This is a genomic window from Polyangiaceae bacterium (genome assembly GCA_020633235.1).
Lineage (GTDB): Bacteria > Myxococcota_A > Polyangia > Polyangiales > Polyangiaceae > JACKEA01.
In genome coordinates, this window is record JACKEA010000001.1 from 416,821 (window position 1) to 436,720 (window position 19,900).

At 69.8% G+C, this 19,900-nt stretch carries 16 protein-coding genes; 13 read left to right on the top strand and 3 right to left on the bottom strand.

Going from position 1 to position 19,900, the window contains the following annotated elements; genetic code table 11:
• The first annotated feature begins 17 nt into the window (after positions 1–17).
• Together H6717_01925 and H6717_01930 are read left to right on the top strand one after the other, a co-directional pair.
• Positions 18–2,999 (top strand): phosphoribosylformylglycinamidine synthase, encoded by a 2,982-nt coding sequence (locus H6717_01925; GenBank protein ID MCB9575771.1) that lies wholly within the window; start codon positions 18–20, stop codon positions 2,997–2,999.
• Complete coding sequence (locus H6717_01930) at positions 2,999–3,859, top strand: phosphoribosylformylglycinamidine synthase subunit PurQ (protein ID MCB9575772.1); 861 nt, start codon at positions 2,999–3,001, stop codon at positions 3,857–3,859. The genes H6717_01925 and H6717_01930 overlap by 1 nt, the downstream gene beginning before the upstream one ends.
• Here the strand turns inward: H6717_01930 and H6717_01935 are convergent.
• A complete protein-coding gene (locus H6717_01935) occupies positions 3,831–4,406 on the bottom strand; it encodes an OmpA family protein (protein MCB9575773.1) in 576 nt (191 codons plus the stop codon). The genes H6717_01930 and H6717_01935 overlap by 29 nt on opposite strands.
• Positions 4,407–4,429: 23 nt before the next feature.
• On the opposite strand from H6717_01935, the gene H6717_01940 reads away from it, so the two are divergent.
• From H6717_01940 to H6717_01955, 4 genes are all read left to right on the top strand, one after another.
• Positions 4,430–5,347, top strand: a complete 918-nt coding sequence (locus H6717_01940; GenBank protein MCB9575774.1) for a phosphatase PAP2 family protein — start codon at positions 4,430–4,432, stop codon at positions 5,345–5,347.
• A gap of 62 nt (positions 5,348–5,409) precedes the next feature.
• Positions 5,410–5,835 carry a thioredoxin gene (gene trxA / locus H6717_01945; GenBank protein MCB9575775.1) on the top strand — a complete coding sequence of 142 codons (426 nt, stop codon included), beginning with the start codon at positions 5,410–5,412 and terminating at the stop codon, positions 5,833–5,835.
• A gap of 188 nt (positions 5,836–6,023) precedes the next feature.
• On the top strand, positions 6,024–7,202 hold the full coding sequence (dusB, locus tag H6717_01950; protein ID MCB9575776.1) for a tRNA dihydrouridine synthase DusB: 1,179 nt from the start codon (positions 6,024–6,026) through the stop codon (positions 7,200–7,202).
• Between the two features lie 58 nt (positions 7,203–7,260).
• Entirely contained in the window at positions 7,261–7,806 is a 546-nt protein-coding gene (locus H6717_01955) for a hypothetical protein (protein ID MCB9575777.1), read from the top strand.
• A 1-nt stretch (position 7,807) separates the two neighbouring features.
• On the opposite strand, the gene H6717_01960 is transcribed toward H6717_01955, so the two are convergent.
• A complete protein-coding gene (locus H6717_01960) occupies positions 7,808–8,164 on the bottom strand; it encodes an RNA-binding S4 domain-containing protein (protein MCB9575778.1) in 357 nt (118 codons plus the stop codon).
• A gap of 103 nt (positions 8,165–8,267) precedes the next feature.
• Between H6717_01960 and H6717_01965 the strand changes: the two genes are divergently transcribed.
• On the top strand, positions 8,268–9,644 hold the full coding sequence (locus H6717_01965; protein ID MCB9575779.1) for an MATE family efflux transporter: 1,377 nt from the start codon (positions 8,268–8,270) through the stop codon (positions 9,642–9,644).
• Positions 9,645–9,667: 23 nt separating this feature from the next.
• Here H6717_01965 and H6717_01970 read toward each other — a convergent pair whose 3' ends face one another.
• Positions 9,668–10,333, bottom strand: a complete 666-nt coding sequence (locus H6717_01970) for a hypothetical protein (protein MCB9575780.1) — start codon at positions 10,331–10,333, stop codon at positions 9,668–9,670.
• A 230-nt stretch (positions 10,334–10,563) separates the two neighbouring features.
• On the opposite strand from H6717_01970, the gene H6717_01975 reads away from it, so the two are divergent.
• The 6 genes from H6717_01975 (at position 10,564) to H6717_02000 (ending at position 19,313) form a co-directional block, all read left to right on the top strand.
• On the top strand, positions 10,564–11,259 hold the full coding sequence (locus H6717_01975) for a hypothetical protein (GenBank protein ID MCB9575781.1): 696 nt from the start codon (positions 10,564–10,566) through the stop codon (positions 11,257–11,259).
• 34 nt (positions 11,260–11,293) lie between these two features.
• Complete coding sequence (locus H6717_01980; protein ID MCB9575782.1) at positions 11,294–14,965, top strand: AAA family ATPase; 3,672 nt, start codon at positions 11,294–11,296, stop codon at positions 14,963–14,965.
• A gap of 71 nt (positions 14,966–15,036) precedes the next feature.
• Positions 15,037–16,404, top strand: a complete 1,368-nt coding sequence (locus H6717_01985) for a sigma 54-dependent Fis family transcriptional regulator (protein MCB9575783.1) — start codon at positions 15,037–15,039, stop codon at positions 16,402–16,404.
• Between the two features lies 1 nt (position 16,405).
• Complete coding sequence (locus tag H6717_01990) at positions 16,406–17,458, top strand: DUF4185 domain-containing protein (GenBank protein MCB9575784.1); 1,053 nt, start codon at positions 16,406–16,408, stop codon at positions 17,456–17,458.
• Positions 17,458–18,321 (top strand): hypothetical protein, encoded by an 864-nt coding sequence (locus tag H6717_01995; protein MCB9575785.1) that lies wholly within the window; start codon positions 17,458–17,460, stop codon positions 18,319–18,321. Before H6717_01990 ends, H6717_01995 begins: the two co-directional genes overlap by 1 nt.
• The gene (locus H6717_02000; GenBank protein MCB9575786.1) at positions 18,318–19,313 is read left to right on the top strand and encodes a hypothetical protein; all 996 of its coding nucleotides are present in this window, start codon (positions 18,318–18,320) and stop codon (positions 19,311–19,313) included. Before H6717_01995 ends, H6717_02000 begins: the two co-directional genes overlap by 4 nt.
• Positions 19,314–19,900 lie beyond the last annotated feature (587 nt).

The window sequence follows — 19,900 nt, forward strand, 5'->3', positions numbered from 1 at the left end:
AGTCTCCCGCCGCTCTCATGGCAGCGCTGGGCGTGCATCGCATCGAGATCGGCATTCGCTCCGAGTACCGCGACCCGCGGGGCGAGAGCGTGGCCCGCGACGTGCGGCGTCACCTGGGCGCTCGGGTGGACAAGGTGCGGACGCGGGACGTGTACCGCATCGAGAGCGACCTGAGCACGGATGAAGCGAAGCGCGTGCTCGCGGAGCTGGTGGATCCGGTGCTGCAGACCGGCGCCCTCGGCCGCCTGGAAGACGGCCCCTTCGGCGTGGCGGTGACCGTGGCCTACAAGCCCGGCGTCACGGATCCGGTGGGCAAGAGCGCCCTGGTGGCCGTGCGAGACACCCTGGGGCGCGCGTTGCCCGAGGGCTCGGCGGTGTACACCTCCACGCTGTTCCTGCTCGATGGCATCTCCGAAGCGGACGCCGAGCGCGTGGCCTTGAAGCTCTTGGCGAATCCCGTGATCCAGAGCATCAGCCTCCAGAGCCACGAGGCCTGGCGCGCCTCGGCACCGGACGTGTCCGTACCCCGGGTCCTCGATCACGCGCGGCCGCCGGTGGAGCGCGTGGAGTTGCCGGACGACGACGAAAGGCTCGTGGCGTTGAGCAAGGCGCGGCTGCTGTCCCTCACATTGGAGGAAATGCGCGCCATTCGCTCGCATTTCCAGGGGCGGCAGGCGCTGGGGCTCGGCAGCGAGCCGACGGACGTTGAGCTCGAGTGCCTGGCGCAGACCTGGAGCGAGCACTGCAAGCACAAGATCTTCAACGCCGAGGTGCGGCTCGAAGGCGAGCCGGAGCCGATCCGTTCGCTGTTCTCCACGTACATTCGCGGCGCCACCAAAGAGGTGGATCGCGCGGTGACGGAGCGCGAGGGCAAGTCCTGGCTCGTCAGCGTGTTCCACGACAACGCCGGTGTGGTGGAGTGCGACGAGCAGTTTCACCTCGTGTACAAGGTGGAGACTCACAACTCGCCATCGGCGCTGGATCCCTACGGCGGCGCCATCACGGGCATCGTGGGCGTCAATCGCGATCCCTTCGGCACTGGTCTGGGGGCGGAGCTCTCCTGCAACGTGTGGGGGTACTGCTTCGCGTCGCCGTTCTACGACGGTGACCTGCCCCGCGGCCTGATGCACCCGCGTCGCATTCGCGACGGCGTGCATCATGGCGTGATCGACGGGGGCAACCAGAGCGGAGTTCCCTACGGCCGCGGTTGGGAGATCTTCGACACGCGCTTCGTGGGCAAGCCGCTGGTGTTCTGCGGAACCGTGGGCCTGTTGCCGGTGACGGTGGCCGGCCGCCCCGGACACGAGAAGGGTGCGCGCCCGGGGGATCGCATCGTGATGGTGGGCGGGCGCATCGGTGCGGACGGCATTCACGGCGCCACGTTCTCGTCCGCGGCACTGGACGAATCCGCGCCGATCCAGGCGGTGCAGATCGGCGATCCGATCACGCAGAAGCGCATGTTCGACTTCCTGCTGGAGGCCCGCGAGCGCGGCCTGTACACCGCCATCACGGACAACGGCGCCGGAGGCCTCTCTTCTTCCGTGGGGGAAATGGCCGAAGCAAGCGGCGGCGCGCGGCTGGATCTTTCGCGCGCACCCTTGAAGTACGCGGGGCTCGCGGCCTGGGAGATCCTGGTCAGCGAGGCGCAGGAGCGTATGACGCTCTCAGTGGCGCCGGAGCAGCTGGACGAGCTCTTGGCGCTGGCCGAGCGGCGTGAGGTGGAAGCGACGGACGTGGGCGAGTTCACCGACAGCGGCGTGTTCCACGTGGTCTACGGTGACGAGACCGTGGCGCACCTGTCGATGGAGTTCCTGCACGGAGGCGACCCGCGGCTTCGCATTCCCGCGCGCTTTGCGCCGCCCACGCACGCAGAACCGGAGGACTCGCCGCCCGAGGATCTGGGGGCAGCCCTCACGGAGATGGTGGCGCGGCTGAACCTGTGCTCCGGCGAGCAGAAGGCTCGGCACTACGATCACGAGGTCAAGGGCCTCACGGTGGTGAAGCCCTTCGTGGGCGTGGGCGCCGACGTGCCGGCGGAGGCCACGGTGTTCCTGGTGCGGCACGGCAGCTTGCACGGCTACGTGCTGAGCGAAGGTGTCAATCCGTTCTATTCCGACATCGACACCCACGCGATGGCCCACATGGTCGTGGACGAAGCCGTGCGCCGGCAGGTCGCCGCAGGCGCGCGCTTGGATCGCATCGCGCTGCTGGACAACTTCTGCTGGCCGGATCCAGTGGAGAGCCCGCAAAATCCGGACGGCGCCCACAAGATGGCGCAGCTGGTGCGAGCCTGTCGCGGCCTGTATGAAGCGGCCGTGGCCTTCGGCGCGCCGCTCATCAGCGGCAAAGACTCCATGAAGAACGACTCCACCATGGGTGGAGTGCGGGTCAGCGTGCCGCCGACGCTGCTGGTGAGCGCCATCGGCCAGATGAGCGACGTGCGGCGCGCTGTCACGCTCGATCCGAAAGAGCCGGGGGAAGTCCTGTACCTCTTGGGCGACACGCGCGACGAGACCGGCGGTAGCGAGTACCTCCGCTGGCGCGGAGAGCGTGCAAAAGCCAGCGCACCCTTGGGCCAGGCCGCGCCCTACGTGGGGAACCGCGTTCCGCGCATCGATCCCGCCGCGCAGCTCCCCTTGTACCGCGCACTGGAGGCGGCCATTGCCGAAGGCTTGGTGCGCGCCGCAGCGGTGCCGGCCAAGGGAGGCTTGGGCCTGGCGTTGGCGCGCATGGCCATGGCCGCGGAGCTTGGCCTCTCCGTGCGGCTGCCCAAGAGCGCTCTGCCCACCGACGTGCTTCTGTTCAGCGAGAGCGGTGGGCGCTTCGTCGTCAGCGTGGCGAAAGAGAACGAGCGCGCCTTCGAGGCAAAGCTCGCCGGCCTCGCCTGCACGCGCATCGGCCGGGTCACGGCCGAGCCTCGGTTGGTCATCGAGGACGTCCTGGACGTGACCGTGGGGGACTTGAAGCACGCGTTCAAGCACACCTTGGGGGAGGCGTGATGAGCCGCATCGACGCCTTCCGCGCGCTGCCCGAGAGCGAGCAGGCCGAGCTCAAGAAGCGGGTGAAGGTGCTGGTGCTCACGGGCCTCGGCCTAAACTGCGAAGCGGAGACGGAAGCCGCGTTTCGCATGGCGGGGGCCACACCCGAGCGCGTGCACCTGCTCGATCTGCTCGACACCGGCGGACCGAAGCTTCGGGACTTCCAGGTGCTGGCGTTCGTCGGCGGCTTCGCCTTCGGCGATCACTTGGGCGCGGGCTTCGTGTTCGCCAACAAGATCCGCTACCGCCTGTACGACGACCTGGTCCGCTTCATCGAAGATGGCGGCTTCTCTCTGGGCATCTGCAACGGCTTCCAGACCATGACACGGCTCGGGCTCTTGCCGGGGCTCGACGGAAGCTACCGGACCCCGCTGGCCACCCTCGCGCCCAACGACCGCCCGGGCTACCGCGACGCATGGGTGCGCCTGGCCTTCGACGCCGAGTCGCCGTGCTTGTGGACGCGCGGTGTGGAGAGCATGGATCTGCCGACGCGCCATGGAGAGGGGAAGTTCATCGCCAAGAGCGGCATCCTCGAGCGCCTCGAGGGCGAGCACCTGGTGGCCGCGCGCTACGTGGACGAGACCGGCGCGGCCACCGAGCAGTGGCCCGACAACCCCAATGGATCGCCCAAGGCAGTGGCCGGGATCTGCGATCCGAGCGGCCGCCTGTTCGGGCTGATGCCGCATCCGGACGCGTTCCTGTATCCGTTTCAGCACCCACAGTGGGCGCGGCGCCGCGCCGTGGGTGAGGTGCCCGCTCGAGGGGACGGCATGAAGATCTTCGAGAGCGGCGTCACGGCGGCGGCGGCTCTCGCTCGCTGAGCACCGCGAATTCCACCTTGCGACTGTCACCGTTGGCGGCTCGCGGGGTGAGCCGAGCGCCGTCCACGCCGCGAGCGATCAGCGCCGCGCGCACGTTCTCCGCCCGCGCGAGGGCAAGCCCTTTGGGTTCCTTCGCGTCGGCGTGGCCGATCACCTCGACGTGCGCGAGCTCCGGGTGCTCGTTCAGGGTGCGGGCGAGCTCGTCGATGATGGGCGCCGTCTCGGGGCCGAGCTCCGCGCTCCGTTCGGCGAGCTCGAGCTGAAGCGTGATCTCGATCTCCGTGGGTTGCACGATGCTGAGACACGGCCGCGGTGGGCAGCCGAGCTCGTCCGGGTAGCGGTTCTCCGTCCCGGCGACCTCGGGACAGCGATCCACGTCGTCCTTGAAGCCGTCGCCATCGCTGTCGGGCACGGCCGGGGCAGCGTGCGGCGCCGCGGGTGGGGCAGATCGTGACGCCGGGGCGGGACTGCACGCGAGGGTGGCAAGGCCCAGCGTGAGTAGACGCCGCCGCCGCGCGAGGATCGCGTCCCGGTCGTCTCGCGACATGCTGGCGTGCTACCACCGACGGCATGCGCGCGCCGCTCTGCATCGTCCTGTGTACGGCCCTCGCCGTGCTTTCGGGCCGCGCCGTGGCCGCGCCGAGCCAACCCCCAGAAGCCAAGCCTTTCGAAGAACCTCCGCACCATCGCCTGAAATGGCGTTCCGAGTGGCGGCGCTTCGACGCGCTGGAGTACGTGATCTCGGGCGCCGTGGCGGCGGGCTACCTGTACGTGGAATTCGGGGTGAAGAGCCCGACGGAGCCGAACTGGACCGGACCCATCCTGTTCGACGACGGCGTGCGGAGCGCGCTCCGGGGAGAATCCCGGAAGGCGCGAGAGAACGCCGCCACGTTGAGCGACGTGTTCGCCGTGACGCCGCAGGTGATGGTGTTCGCGGACACGATCTTGGTGCCGACCCTCACGGACGACTTCAATCTGGACGTCGCCTGGCAGATGACGGCCATGAACCTCCAAGCGCTGAGCTTCGTGGGGCTGCTCACGCGGTCGGGGCATCGATTCGTGGCCCGCGAGCGGCCGGACGTGGCGGAGTGCGAGAAGGATCCGGACTACGACCCGACGTGCTTTGGCGGCAGCAACGCGTCCTTTCCCGGAGGCCATTCGTCGGCGACGATGACCTCGGCGGGGCTCATCTGCGCGCACCATCTCAACGTGCCACTGTACGGAGGCGGTGCACCGGACATCGCCGCTTGCGGTACCGCCGTGGGTCTGGGCTTGGCCACGGGTTGGATGCGCATGACCGCGGATCGCCACTACGCGAGCGACATCATCGTGGGCACGGTGCTGGGTTTTGGCGGGGGTTTTGGCTTGCCGCTCTTGCTCCACTACCGCGGCCTCGCGCCCACTCGGCAGGTGGCGGGCACCACCATCACGGTGTTTCCGCAGGCCAGCGAGCGAGAGCTCGGCCTCGGCCTGTACGGCTGGTTTTGAGACTGCCAGGGGTCAGTGGGGGCATTGCGCCGAGGCATGCGCGTGCGCAAGCTACGCCCGCTATGGATTACTTCCGCTGCGCCAAGTGCGGTGCCTTCAACCGAGTCAAGAACAAGGACGGCAAGTCGCCGGTGTGCGGCCGCTGCAAGGAGAAGCTGGACGTCAGCGGTGCGCCGCAGCAGGTGACCGGCGCCGAGCTCGAGCGTGCAGTGAAGGGCGCGCCGGTGCCGGTGCTGGTGGACTTCTGGGCCGCGTGGTGTGGCCCCTGCCGCATGGCGGCGCCCATTCTCGACGAGATCGCTCGCAGCAAGGCCGGGGAGATCGTCGTGCTCAAGCTCGACACCGACGCCAACCAAGACGCCGCACGGCGCCACAGCGTGCAGGGCATCCCGCTGTTCGTGATGTTCCGCGAAGGGCAGGAGGCCGCGCGCCAGACGGGCCTGCCGCCCAAGAGCGCGTTCAAGTCCTGGGTCGAGTCCGTTTCGTAGCCTCAGTGTGAGGCAGAGTCTGATTTTGTCGGTGCCGCGCGGAACCTCGCGTGCGCCGGCGGCCCCGATGTAACGCCACTCATCGCCCAGGTGGTCACGTTGGTGAGCATAGCGGAGAGCGGTATCCGCGCGGGTTCGGGCAATTCGCCTTGACGCGCGAGCAAACGCGGCCAAAACGCTGGGGCGCGATGGACGCCTGTTACAAGAGCGAGCTGAACCGGGATGTGCCGCTGGCGCGGCCCGGGGAGTTTCGCGCGGTGGCCCTCGGGCCGCTGTCCGTGTGGCCGCCGGTGGTGCTGGCACCCATGGCCGGCGTGACGAACTATCCGTTCCGCTCGTTGTGCCGTCGTTTCGGCGCGGGGCTCTACGTGAGCGAGATGATCACCGCCCGGCCCCTGTCGGAAGGGCGGGAAAAGACGCTCAAGCTCAGCGACTTCGGTGCGGAGGAGAGCCCCCGGTCGCTGCAGCTCTACGGTGTGGATCCGTACTACGTGGGGGAGGCCGTCAAGCGTCTGGTGGGCGAAGGACGCGTCGATCACATCGACATGAACTTCGGCTGCCCGGTGCGCAAGGTCACGCGCAAGGGCGGCGGGTCGGCCATTCCCGTGAAGCCGCGGCTGCTCGCATCGATCGTGCGCGCGGCGGTGGGGAATGCGGAGCGCATTCCCGTCACCATCAAGTTTCGCATGGGCATCGACGATACCCTGCTCACGTACCTGGACGCCGGGCGCGTGGGACAAGAAGAGGGCTGCGCGGCCGTCGGTTTGCATGCGCGGACCGCAGCGCAGCTGTACGACGGCGATGCGCGCTGGGAGGCCATCGCGGAGCTGAAGGCGCGGGTGAGCATCCCGGTGCTCGGCAACGGTGACATCTGGGAGGCGGCGGACGCCCTGCGCATGATGCGCACCACAGGTTGCGACGGCGTGATCGTCGGCCGCGGCTGTCTCGGTCGGCCGTGGCTGTTCCGAGATCTTGCGGACGTGTTCGACGGGCGAGAGCCCGCCAATCCCCCGAACTTGGGGCAGGTCACGGACGTGATGCGGGAGCACGCCGAGCGCCTGGCGGCGTGGATGGGAGAGCGCCCGGCGCTGCGCGCGTTCCGGCGCCACGCCACCTGGTACACGAAGGGATTTCGGGGCAGCGCGGAGCTCCGGCAGCGCTTCATGCAGGTGACGGATCTACAAGGGTTGTCCCAGGTGCTCAGCAGCGTTCGGCGCGACGAGCCGTTCCCTCCCTCCGCCATGCGGGTGCCCCGAGGGAAGAGCTCGGGGACGCAAAAGGTCAGCCTTCCGGAGGGTTACCTGGACGACCGTTGGGACGCGACACCTCCCGAGGCGGGTGCCGAGGACGCCTTCAGCGGGGGCTGATTGCCCCAGTCGCCCGGGCCAACACCTTGAGGTAGACTCCGGCGGGAGGCAGGAATCGATGCAGGCGTTGAAGGCTTTGGCCGAGCTTCTGCGTTGGCGCTGGGCGCCGTGCATCGGCATCGTCAGCGGTGCGCTCTTGTACGTGCTCATCGCGGTGGTGGCGATCCCGTCGCGCGTGGGCGACATGCCCAAGCACTCTGCCAGCGGAGCGCTGGCCCCGCTGGCGGCGGACGAGGGATCGCCGCTGAGCGCGACGATGCCAACGACCCCGTCGTTGCCCACGCGCCGCCCGCTGCCGGTGCCCACCTCGCCTCCGCGCACCTTCACGCCGCCGCCCACCCCCATGCCGGCGCCGCCGCCGCCCGAGCCGGAGCCTCAGCGCGAGCCCGATCCGCCTCCGCCACCTCCGCCTCCACCACCGCCGCCGGCTCCCCAGGCCGACGAGCAGGGAGACGTGGAAGACGAAGAGGGCGCCGAGGACCCCGCGCCGCAACCGCCCACGCGGGTCGTGCCCCAGCGCTTCGCGTCTCCGCTGCGCATGCTGCCTGCGACGCGCACACCGCCGCCGCCGCCATCCGACGACGATCCAGATCAGGGCGAGTGAGTCAGCGGTAGCGAGCGCGCTCCAGCGCGCGACGCTCGGCCTTGGTCGGACGACCGCTCCCCCGCGGTCGCACCGCGATGCGCTCTTCGCGCGGCGGCGGAGGTGGCGAGTGGTCTTCGTACAGCTCCCGCGCCGCCGGCGGCGAAAGCCGCTTTTCCGCCAGTCCCGCGATGTCCAGCACCACCGGACCGCGAGGAGCGAGGGCCTCCACGCGATCCCCTACCTTCACCGCATGGCTCGCGCGTACCGGGTTGCCGTTGACACGCACGTGCCCGCCGACGCAGGCGTCGGTAGCCAACGTCCGAGACTTGTAGATGCGAGCGGCAGACAGCCAGCGATCGATGCGAACGGTCTCCATGGGCGAGGCCAAGGGTAGCTCACCGCCGGCTTCGGTGCTCGCCGAAGCCGCCTTGCGGGCGCTCGACCCACACGTGACAGAGTAGGGCTATCCTCGCCCGCCCATGATGCGCCCCACCGACACCGAGCGAACCACGGTGGTGCGCGAGGTGCTGCGCCTGACGGGTCCCGCGGTGCTCACCAGCTTCCTGCAGACGCTGGTGTTCCTGGTGGATCGCATCCTGCTCGGTCGCTACAGCGAGGCGGCCCTGGCGTCGATGCAGGTGCAAGGGCCGCTGCTCTGGTCCCTGTGGGGCATTTTCACTGGCTTGCTAGTGGGCACCGTACCGCTGGTAGCCCGTTCCGTCGGCGCCCGAGACTTGTCGCGCGCTCGGGATGTCGCTCGCGCCGCGCTCTTGCTCGCCTTCGTGCTCGGTCTCGGCGTGTCGCTTTCGTGCGGCGTGCTGGCGCGGCCCATCGTCGGCGTGCTGGGTCCCGACTCGGCGGAGCTGCGAGCACTGTCGGAGCGCTACGTCGTCATCGCCCTCGCCGGCTTTCCACAGATGTTCGTGGCCACCACCGCCGCCTTCGTGCTGCACGGCACCGGCAACACCCGCACGCCCTTCGTGGTGGGCTTGCTCTCCAACGGCGTGAACGTCGCCGCCAGCGCGCTCTTGGTGTTCGGTCTGTCTTGGGGTCCGTTCCACGTTCCGTCGCTCGGCGTTTCCGGCGCCGCCATCGGCTCCGCGCTGGCTTTCACGGTAGAAGCGGTGCTGCTGCTGCGGGCGTTGCGCGATCCCTCCGGGACGCTCGGGCTCGTGCCGCTGTTCCAGAGCGGCGGGCCCGCCGCGCGCCGAGACTTGCTGCGGGTCAGCACGCCGGCCCTGTTCGAGCGCGTCGTGATCCACGTCGGCTACCTCGCCTACGCCAGCGTCATCAACTCCCTCGGCCCCGTGGTCATGGCGGCCAATCAGGCGCTCATCACGCTGGAGTCGATCTGCTTTCTGAGCGCCGATGGCTTCGGCGTGGCCGCCGCCACGGTGGTGGGTCAGGCCCTCGGTCGCAAGGATCCGCGCCAGGCGCGCTTCGGCGCGCTGGTGGCCACGGGCTTCGCCATCTCGGCGCTCACCACGCTCGGGCTCGCCATCTGGGGCTCGAGCTCCGTCACCCTCGGCCTGTTCGTGCCCCGTGGCGCGGACGGCAGCGCCCTCGTGGCCGAGGCCCACAGCGCACTGCCCTGGCTCGCCCTGTCGCAGCCGTTCATGGCCATCGGCGTGGTGCTCGCGCAGTCGCTCCGCGGCGCGGGCGACACGCGCTCCCCCGTGGTCGCCGCGGTGGTCGGCGGCTTCGCGGTGCGCGTGGGCCTCGCGTGGTGGCTCGGAGCTCAGCTCGGCCTTGGCGTTCGCGCCGTGTGGATCGCCAGCGCCGTCGATTGGATGGTGCGCACGGTGTGGCTCTCCGGCGTCTTTCTCGCCGGCCGTTGGACTCGCCTCGAGATCTGATTGTTGGTCCGGCGCGATACCCGTCACGGACGAAAGCGCACGCGGCGGCACTGCGTGGCCACGCACAGCTCGCCTTCGACGTATTCGCCGCTGGGCTCCATGCCAACGACGATGGGCAATCGCGCGCGGCCTCGAGCGTCGGTGATGGCGCGCACGGTGTCGCCGTCCTGGAGCACGAGGCGCACCGGCAGGCCCGCGCGGGCGCGAGCGTCGCTCTGCGTGGTCGCGCCCTGGGTGCGCGTGTACTCGACCTGCGTACGCGTGCTGGATCCGAAGTCGAACAGATCCACTGCCGTGGCGATGGTGGCGGGCACGGCGACGAGAAAGCCAGCGAAGTTGTCCAGGCCGGAGTACATGCAGCCGACGTCGCGGTTTTCGCATTCGTCGGGTTGCGCCATCACCCAGACGCCAGCCGCTGCGATGGTAGCCTCGAGCGTGAGCACTACGGGATCCGGATACTCTTCGGTGGTGACCTCCAGGGTGCGCTTCTCACGCTCGCCCGATGTGCACTCCCGTTGCTCCAGCGCCACCACCTCGATGACGTCGCCGCGGCGCGCCGCGCTGAACCCGGAGCGCCATTCGCAGCTCTGGGTCGGTTCGCGCTCGACGGAAACCAAGCGGCTCGACTGCGACTGTAGCGTGGGCGCGCAGCCCACTGCGACAAGAACCAGGACGGCGAGCGCGCGCATGAGCCGTCTCGAGTGCAATCGGCGTGCCGCGGTGCGCCGCGCGGATACCGGCCGTTTCGCGCGGGCGCCGTGCGCTGGATTCACGCTGCGATGCCGCCGCCCTGGGCCGCGCCGGCACACCGCGCCGGGCATCGCGCCGGACCAACAGGCAGCGGCATATTTGGCCCACTCGGCAGTTGTCACGCGACAATTTCGCGGCGCACCGAATCACGTCGTTTCGTGGAGGGAACATGCTTCAGCAAATCTCAGCTCGTCGCCGGCCGCCGCCGCTCTGGTACGTCACGAACGGTGAGCTCACCGTGGGACCCGTACGCACGGACTTGCTCCTGCGCGGCGTTTGGTACGGCCGTGTCCCGGACGACTGTTGGGTGCGGGAATCGCGCTGGTCGGAGTGGCGCACCCTGGAACAAGTGCGGGAAATTCGCGCACTTCGCCAAGGGCGCTCGTACGCCGCGGAGCGCCAGACGGACTTCGGCGCGTTCTTGGTGGGTGCCAGTGATCCGAGCGAGGTGCTGCTGTTCACCCTGAGCTCCGCGATGAGCCTCACCGGCGCCACGACGGGGCTCGTGTATCGCTCGCGGCGCGCCTTCGGGCCGCCGGTGGCGTCGTATGCGCAGGGGCCCGGCATGAGCGAGATGCTCGGGCTCTTGCTCGATGGCGGCGACGCCGTGGTGGATCTGGCGCGGCGCGGCCGCGTGATGATCGGAGCTCCGGAAGACGGTTTTGCGCAGCGGCAGATCGCGCATCGCTCGAGCGCGGGGCACGCACCGGCGGGCGTGGCGCTGGTGCCGATCGTCTCCGGCAAGAACGTGATCGCCATGATGGAGCTCGGGCGCGCGGATCATCCGTTTCGACAAACCGACGCGCTGTCTTTGGCGAAGCTCTCGGCAGCTGCGGTTTTCAGCATCGAGCATTTTCGCGGCTGACGCTCCAGCGTAGGCTCGGGGCCTTCGGACCCCCGTGAAGACAGGCGACGTCCTCCTAGATCGTTTCGAGATCGAGCAGCGTGCCGGCGAAGGCGGCATGGGCGCGGTATTTCGGGCGCGGGACAAGCACACCGGGGACTGGGTCGCGCTGAAGGCAGCGCCGGCTCCGGACGAGGCCCGGGCGCTGTCTCGGCTCGATCACCCGGTCATCGTGCGCTACGTGGCCCACGGCGAGGGCTTTGTCGCGATGGAATGGCTCGACGGCGAGCTGCTTTCGGAGCGTCTCGCGCTCGGCCCTCTCGCCATCGCGGAGGTGGTCAGCCTGGGGCAAAGCTTGGCGTCGGCGCTGTCCCACGCCCACGCCCGCGGCGTGGTGCATCGCGATCTCTCCCCGCGAAATCTCCTGCTCGCGGGCGGTCGCGTGGAGAGCGCGCGTCTGCTCGACTTCGGTCTCGCGCTGGTGGGCGGTGCGCGTTCACGCTCGGGGGTGTTGCGCGGCAGCGCTGGGTACATGGCGCCAGAGCAGGTGCGCAGCGCCGACGACGTGGACGGGCGCGCGGATCTCTTTTCCTTGGGCTGCGTGCTGCACGAGGCGCTCACTGCGCAGCCGGCGTTCCGCGCGGAGCATTACCTGGGCGTGCTCGCCAAGCTGATGCTTGCGGAGGCGCCGGACGTTCGCAGCCTTCGGCCGGAAGCACCCGCCGGGCTCGCACGGTTGATCCGGCGCTTGCTCGAAAAGGACCCGGATGCGCGACCGGGCAGCGCGGAGGAGGTGGCGCGCGCCCTGGAGGGCGAGCCGGCGCACGCGGTGGAGGCGATCACGCGAGCGGAGCGCCACGTCGCCAGCGTGGTGCTGGCGGGGGACCTGACGCTGCCTCTGCAGCCCGGCACGGAGCCGGATGCGCGCACTCGAGAAATCGCGGAACGCTACTCCGCCGTGGCTGCGCCGCTGCCGAATGGGGCCGTTGCCTTGGGTTGGTCCGGCGCGGGCACGGCCCGGGATCACGCCGTGAGCGCCGTGCGCGCGGCCCTGGAGCTTCGGCCCTTGCCCGTCGCCGTGGCGACCGGCTGGGCGCGACAGGGCGGCGAGCTGTCCACCGGCGAGCTCATCGACCAGGCCGTGGTGATGTTGGCGGAGCCGGGCGCGCGTCAAGGCGTGCGCGTGGACTCGGTGACCTGGGGCCTCTTGCCCGCGCGCTTTCGCACGGAAGGCACGGACGAAGCACGTTGGGTCACCGGCGAGAGCGAGGGCGAGCCCACGCGGCGCTTGCTCGGACGCGTGGTGCCCTGCATCGGCCGTGAACGAGAGCTCCGAACGTTGCACGCCATGGTGGACGACGCCTTCGACGTTCCTCGCTCGCAGGTGGTGTTGCTCACGGGCGCGGCGGGGGTGGGCAAGAGTCGCGTGCGGCACGAGCTACTGCGCGCCGTCGCGGAGCAACGCCCGGAGACGCGCGTCTGGATCGGTCGCGGGGACGCGACCCGGGCCGGAGCTCCCTTCGGCATCTTGGGGGACGCACTTGCCCGCGGGCTTGGCCTGCGGGACGCCATCGGGGCTCGGAGCGAGTTCTTGGCGGAGCTCTGCGGCGTGTCGAGAGGGTCGTCCCCACAGCTGGATGCCGCCCGGAGCGATCCCGTGTTGATGGGCGATCAGCTCCGCGCGGCGTTCCAAGACCTGTTGGTGGAGGAATGCGCCAGCGGCCCGGTGCTGCTGGTGCTCGAGGATTTCCAGTGGGGAGACGTGGCTACGGTCACGTTGCTGGACGCCGCGCTCAGGAATCTCCCGGAGCTGCCGTTCTTCTTGCTCGTCGTGGCCCGCCCTCAGCTTTTTGACTACTTTCCGCGGCTTTTGCTGGACCGCGGCGCCCAGGAGCTGGTGGTGGGCCCGCTCACGCGGCGCTCGGGTGAACGCTTGCTCCGTACAGCGTTGGGCGACCAGATCGGAGCGGAGCGACTGGACGAGCTCGTCCGACGAGGCAACGGCAACGCCTTCTACCTGGAGGAGCTGGCGCGGGCGGAGGTCGAGGGGCGTGCCTTGCCGGACACGGTGCTGGCCATGGTGCAAGCGCGGCTGGAGGCGATGGAGCACGAGGCGCGACGAGTGCTGCGGGCAGCCAGCGTGTTCGGCAACAGTGCTTGGCTCGGCGGCATCGCCGCGTTGCTCGGCGGCGAGTCTCAGCGAGAAGAGGTCGCGCGTTGGCTCTCGACGCTGGCCGCTCGCGAGGTCGTGAGCAAGGTCCGCGATACGCGCTTCGTCGACGAGCCCGAGTACGCGTTCCGTCACGCGTTGGTGCGCGATGCCGCCTACGCCATGCTCACCGACGAAGACCGCGCCCTGGGCCATCGCCTGGCGGCCACCTGGCTTTCGCGCGTGGGGGAGACGGACGCGGGAACGCTGGCCGATCACTACGAGCTCGGGGACGCCGTCGGAGAAGCCTTGCCCTGGCTGGAACGCGCGGCGGCTTCGGCCCTCGACGCGGGGGACTTCGAGCAGGCCAAGCTTCACGCCGAACGCGGCGAGAAGATGGCGGCGGGAAGTGATGGCTTGGGAGGGCTGGTCGCGAGCCACGCGGAGGCGCTGCGGCTCTTGGGGCGCGCCGAAGACGCCGTGGAAATGGGAGCGAAGGCGCTGGCGCTGCTCGAGCCCGGCAGTGCGCGCTGGTGCGCCGCCGCCGGCGAGCAGGCGTTGGTGCTGCAGCGCTTGGCCCAGGGCGAAGAGCTCACGGACCTGGCGCGAGTGCTGCTGTCCACCACGGCTCGCCGCGGAGCGGGGGAGAGCTTGGCGCTGTCCCGGCTGCGCGCGGCCATCGCGCTGCTCCGCACCGGAAACGTGGCCGACGCGAATCGGTTGGCCAACGCCGCGCTGTCGCCGAGCGACGACGCTCGGCCCTTGGTCAGCGCCTGGAGCCATGCCTTCCGCGCGCTCTCGGCGCTGCAGGAGGGGGACCGTGGAACGTTCCTGGTCGAAGCGCGCACGGCGCGGCGTCACCATCTGGAAGTGGGCGACGAGCGGCCCGCGCTGGAGCAGGCCATCAACATGGGCAGCGTGTACGTCGAGCTCGGTCGCTTCGACCAAGCCGAGACCATGCTGCGGGAAGCGCTCGCGCGAGCGGAGCGGCTGGGGCTGTCGCACGCCCGGGCCGGCGCCATGCACAACCTGGGCTTGGCGGTCGCGCGCCTGGGGCGCACCGCCGAGGGGCTCGACCTCGAGCGGAGTGCCCTGCAGGTCTTTCATGGCCAAGACAAGCGTCTGGAGGGCGGCGTGCGCGTGTCCATGGCGCTCATCGCGCTGTGGTCCGACGACATGGCGCTGGCGACGCGGGAGGCGGCGCAGGCGGAAGAGCTGCTCTCGGACGCCGCTCCGCCCATGGTGCCGGTCGCTCTCGCCGTGCGGGCGAAGGCCGCTCTGGCGCGGGGCGAGTCGGAGCTGGCGCTGACTCTCGCCGAGCGCGCGATGGAGCTCTCCGCGTCGGTGGGTGTGGAGTTCGGCGGCGGATTGGTTCGCCTGGTGCACGTGGAGGCGCTCAGGGCGAGCGGTGACGAAGCCCGCGCCGAGCGCGCGCTGGCGCGCGCCCACACGCTGCTCCTGGAGCAGGCCGACGAGCTGTCGGATCCGGTGCTGCGAGAGAGCTTCCTCGAGGGCGTGCCCGAAAATCGCCGCACCCTGGAGCTGGTCACTCGGCCGACGAATACTGGCCTGGCGTGACGCATTTCGCGACTGTTTCAGAAATTCCGAGACGAACGAGGGAGAGCCGGCACTAAACTCGTCGCCTCCGGATGGCGCGCACCGAGGTCAACAGCACGACCGTGGCCGTGGAGCTCGAGACGAGCTTCGCCGCCAGTGCGTTCACCCTGCGCGTGATCGAAGGGCCCGACGCCGGAACGGCGCTCGAGCTCGATGGGGACGCGGTGGTCCGGCTGCTGATCGGGACCAGCCCGGCCTGCGACGCCCGCCTGGAAGATCCGCAGGTTTCTCGACGCCACGCCAGCGTGGAGCTGGTCGGGCGGCGCATCCGCATTCGCGACCACGACAGCACCAACGGCACCTTCGTGGACGGTGTCGCCATCGTGGATGCGTATTTGCGCGGCGGAGAGGTCGTGCGCATGGGCAGCACCGCGCTTCGCGTGGACGAGACCGGGCCCTACCGGGAAGTCACCCTGCCTACCGTGGTGCAGTTCGGTCGCGTGATCGGCGCTAGCGTGGCCATGCGGCGGCTGTATCCGCTGTGCGCGCGCTTGGCGAAGGCCGACGTCCCGGTGGTGATCGAGGGGGAGACGGGCACCGGCAAGGAGCAGTTGGCAGAAGCACTGCACGAGGAGGGCGCGCGGTCCGGCGGTCCCTTCGTGGTCTTCGACTGTACCGCGGTGGCGCCCAATCTCATCGAGTCCGAGCTGTTCGGTCACGAGAAGGGAGCCTTCACGGGATCCACGGGCACGCGGCGCGGCGTGTTCGAGCGTGCGGACGGGGGCACGTTGTTGATCGACGAGATCGGCGATCTGCCGCTGGCGTTGCAGCCCAAGCTGCTGCGCGCCATCGAGCGCTCGGAGGTGACGCGGGTGGGTGGTGAGCGTCCGATCCGGGTGAACGTGCGAGTCTTGGCCGCCACGCGCCGGGACCTGGACCACGAAGTGCAGCTCGGACGCTTCCGGGACGATCTGTTCCACCGCATCGCGGTGACGCGCATCGAGCTGCCGCCCCTGCGCGATCGCGCAGGGGACGTACGGCTGTTGGCCAGCTACTTCTGCACCCAGCTGCACGCCGACGCGGACTCCATACCGCCGGACCTGATGCGTCGCTGGGAGGACTACGCCTGGCCCGGAAACGTGCGCGAGCTGCGCAACGCGGTGATGCGTCGCGTGGCCCTGGGGGATCTGGCGGACGACGCGCCCAGCAGTGAGGATGCGCCCAGCGTGGCGCGGGACCTGGCGCTGGGCGCCCGCGCCTCGGGGGATCCCATCGCCCAGGTGATCGCCATGGACCTGCCCCTGGCGGAGGCTCGGCAGAAGATCGTGGACGAGTTCGAAGCGCGCTACGTGGAGCAGTTGCTGGCCAATCACGGCGGCAACGTGACGCGGGCGGCCGCTGCGGCGGGAGTGGCGCGACGCCACCTGCAGAGACTCAAGGCGCGCTTCGAGTCGCGTTGACATGGCCCGGCTCGCCGCGCTCGTGATCGCGCTGGGGCTCCTCGGCTGCACGGAGCGCGCTCCTTCAGCGAGTGGTCGGCTGTGGCCGGAGGCCGACCAGCTGTTCCATCGCGAGCCCCGCTGGGTCGGCGGTGATGGCGCCTACTCGGTTCCCCTTGGTGGCGATCGCGTGCTGTGGCTGTTCGGGGACTCCTTCATCGCTCAGGGACCCGTCCTGGATCGCTCGCATTCCCGCATGGTGCGCAACAGCGTCGCGCTCGAGACGGGGCTCGATCCCGCGAACGCCTTCATGGAGTTCCATTGGCCCGAAGTGGACGGCGAGCCGCAGTCCTTCGTGCCGGAGGACGGAGCGTCTTGGTTCTGGCCCATGCACGGCGTCGTGGTGGGCTCCCGCTTGCTCTTGTTCTACGAGCGGCTGGGCACGCCGGCAGGGGACCCGGACGGATTTCAGACCGACGGCTGGAGCGCGCTGGTGGTGGACCATCCCGAAGCGCCGATTTCCGCGTGGACGCCCAGGGGAGCGCTGCTCCCGAAGAGCAGTCACGACGTCATCCTGGGTGAGGCCGCGCTCCTCGAAGAGGACTTCCTCTACCTGTATGGCACGCGAGGCCAGCGTCACTCCGTGTATCTCGCGCGCGTTGGCACCGGCGCAGCGCGCGAGGGGGACTTGCGGAGCCTGGAGTGGTGGACCCTTGCCGGGTGGTCCAAGACCGACGCACCAGAGTCCGTCGTGGACTTCGGCGCTCCGGAGCTCTCCGTGCACTACGACCACCACGTGAATCGCTACCTGATGGTGCACACCGAGGGCTACGGAGGGACCACTCTCGCGTTGCGTGCGGCGGACCGACCCGAAGGCCCGTGGACGCCGCCCCGAGACATCCTGCGTCCACCGGAATCGAGTGAGCCCGACGCCTTCGTGTACGCCGGCAAGGCTCACCCCGAGCTCTTCGGTGCCGATCTGGTGGCGACCTACGTGCCCAGCAGCTTCGCCGACGTTCCGAGAGAAGACGAAGATCGGTTGTACTTTCCTCACTTCGTGCGGGTGAGCTTCTGATGCGCCGGAAGCTCGTGCTGCTCGCGGCGCTTGCCTGGGCCGTTCCCGCGCGCGCGGAATGGCTGCCGGCCCAGGGGCGGAGCTTCTCGCGGGCGACGTCGGCCTCGCGGGACGCTCCGGTGCTGGAGCTCGCCTATGGCCCCAGGAGCTACGGCAGCATCGGCTTGGAGCCGGCGCTCTACGCGCACCGCTCGGGTCGCGGGAGGTTCGTGGTTGGATTCTCGGCCCTGCTCGCGTTCGAGAACGAAGACACCACGCCGGTGGTGCCGGATCAGCCGCTGTGGCGCGACGTCGCGGGAGCGTTCGTGGCCCACGCTTTCGGCGACCTCGAGATCGCGGGGTTCCTCGGTCATGAAGCGAGCTTCGCCGTGGATCGACCTCCGGATGCCTACCGCCCGACCGACATCCCTTTTGGGGGAGGGGGTTGGTTCGTCGCGCCGGACATCGCGTTGCGCTCGGGCGTCACTGCGAGCGTCGAGCTCACGTCGCGCCTCGGTGACCGGCTGTATACCAACTTCTTCCCCGCGCTCGTCGGTCAGCGCGAGGAGTCGGACTACGTCGCGGACTTCCTGCGCGAGGGCTCGAGTCAGATGCCTTTCGCGGAGCTGTCCCTGCGCTGGAAGCTCGCGCCGTGGCTCCGTCCCGTCGTGTCCGTCTACGGCGAGGCCCTGGTGCCCCATGACGACAGCGCCAAGGCCGGCGTGCTCGTACGCGGGCTCTTCGGCGCGGGCTTCACGGGGGCCGCCGGCACGTTGACGCCGTTCGTCGCGGCAGCGGCGGGTAACGGCAAGGGTTGGCTGGTCAACCGCCAGGAGCTCTCGCTGTCCCTCGGGGTGCGCCTCTCGCTGGAGAGCGCGCCATGAGAGCCTGGCTGCTCCTCGCGTTGCTGCTGGGCGGCTGCGGTGTGCGCCTCGACGAGACGCCCGAGCCGGCGCCGGCGCCCAGCTCGCCGCTGGCGCCGTCCTGCCCATTGTTCCCTTCGTTCGCTCACGTTTGGGGACGAGCGAGTCCCATCGGCGACGCGTGGTTGTGCGAGAGCGTCTCCAGCGCCGGGCAAGAGCAGGTGAACGCCGGGGTGACGATCGCGGGCGGCGCGGATCCGTGCGGCACCGAGGGCGTGGTCGAGCAATTGGTGAACGACTCACCGAGACCCGAAACCCTGCCGCCCCAGCCGCTATCACCGGTGAGCTTGGATGGCGCGCGATGGCTGTTCTACGCGCTGTACCGTTCGGATTCGAGTCAGCCCTTCGGCGTCGCGAAGGAGGGCTATGGCGTGGCCGCCTTCGATCCCACCAGCGGCCGCTACCAGCCCACGGAGCAGCTGCTGTGGACCGCGGATCGTCCTGCTTTCGGCAGCGGCGCCCTGGTGGAGGGAGACGACGTCGTGCTGTACGGCTGCAGCGGTGGATATCCGGAAGAGGACTGCTACGTGGCGCGGGTCGCCAAGACGAAGGTCGACGATCTCAGCGCCTACCGTTACCTCAGCGGTGGCGGGCACGAGACCACGTCCATCGATGCCGCGGCGATCGCGTTTCGCGGGGGCGCTCCGTCCGTGAGCCGGCTTGCCGATCGCGATCGCGTCGTCGTGGTCTACGCGAAACCGCTCGGCGATCGCTTGCTGATGCGCACGGGGCTCGGACCGCTCGGACCCTGGTCCAAGCCTTACGAGGCCGCCCGCTGCGACGTGCCCAGCGGCGGATTCTGCGCGTCGCCGGTGATCGTCGACCAGCCATCCCCGACGACGTTGCGCGTGAGCTACGCCGTCTCGACTCTGGCCGCGGGGGCGCGGGAGGCCGCCCCGAAAGCATACTCGACGCGCCTCGCCACGGTGACTTTGCCCGCCGCGCTGCCCTGAGCTTGGCTTGACCCCCAGCCGAGCGTAGAATTTCTGCGTGCTTCGCAGGGTCTTAGGCGCGCTCCTTTTGGCGCTGCTGACGCTCGTCGGCTGCGCCAGCTCCGAGGTGCCGTCCGTTGCGGGAGAGCAGCACGACGCGGGGTCGCACCCAGGGGACGCCGGCGCGGACGGGCCGGCATGTACGCCGGACTGCCTGGGCAAGACCTGCGGCCCCGATGGTTGTGGCAAGTACTGCGGCAGCTGCTGGGGAGACGCGTTCTGTACCCCCGACGGGACTCTGTGCTCGCCCACCTGCGTGGGATCCTGCGACGGCAAGAGCTGCGGCGACGATGGCTGCGGCAACTCCTGTGGTAGCTGCGCCGCGGGAGAGTACTGCGTGGGCGGCACCTGCTCGGGGTCCTGCACGCCGAGCTGCACGGGCAAGAGCTGCGGCGACGACGGCTGCGGGGGCAGCTGCGGCAGCTGCGCCGCGGGGCAGGCGTGTGTGAACGGCCAGTGCAATTCCAGTTGCAGCCCGAGCTGCAGCGGCAAGAGCTGCGGGCCGGACGGATGCGGCGGCACCTGCGGCACCTGCGGTGTGGGCAAGG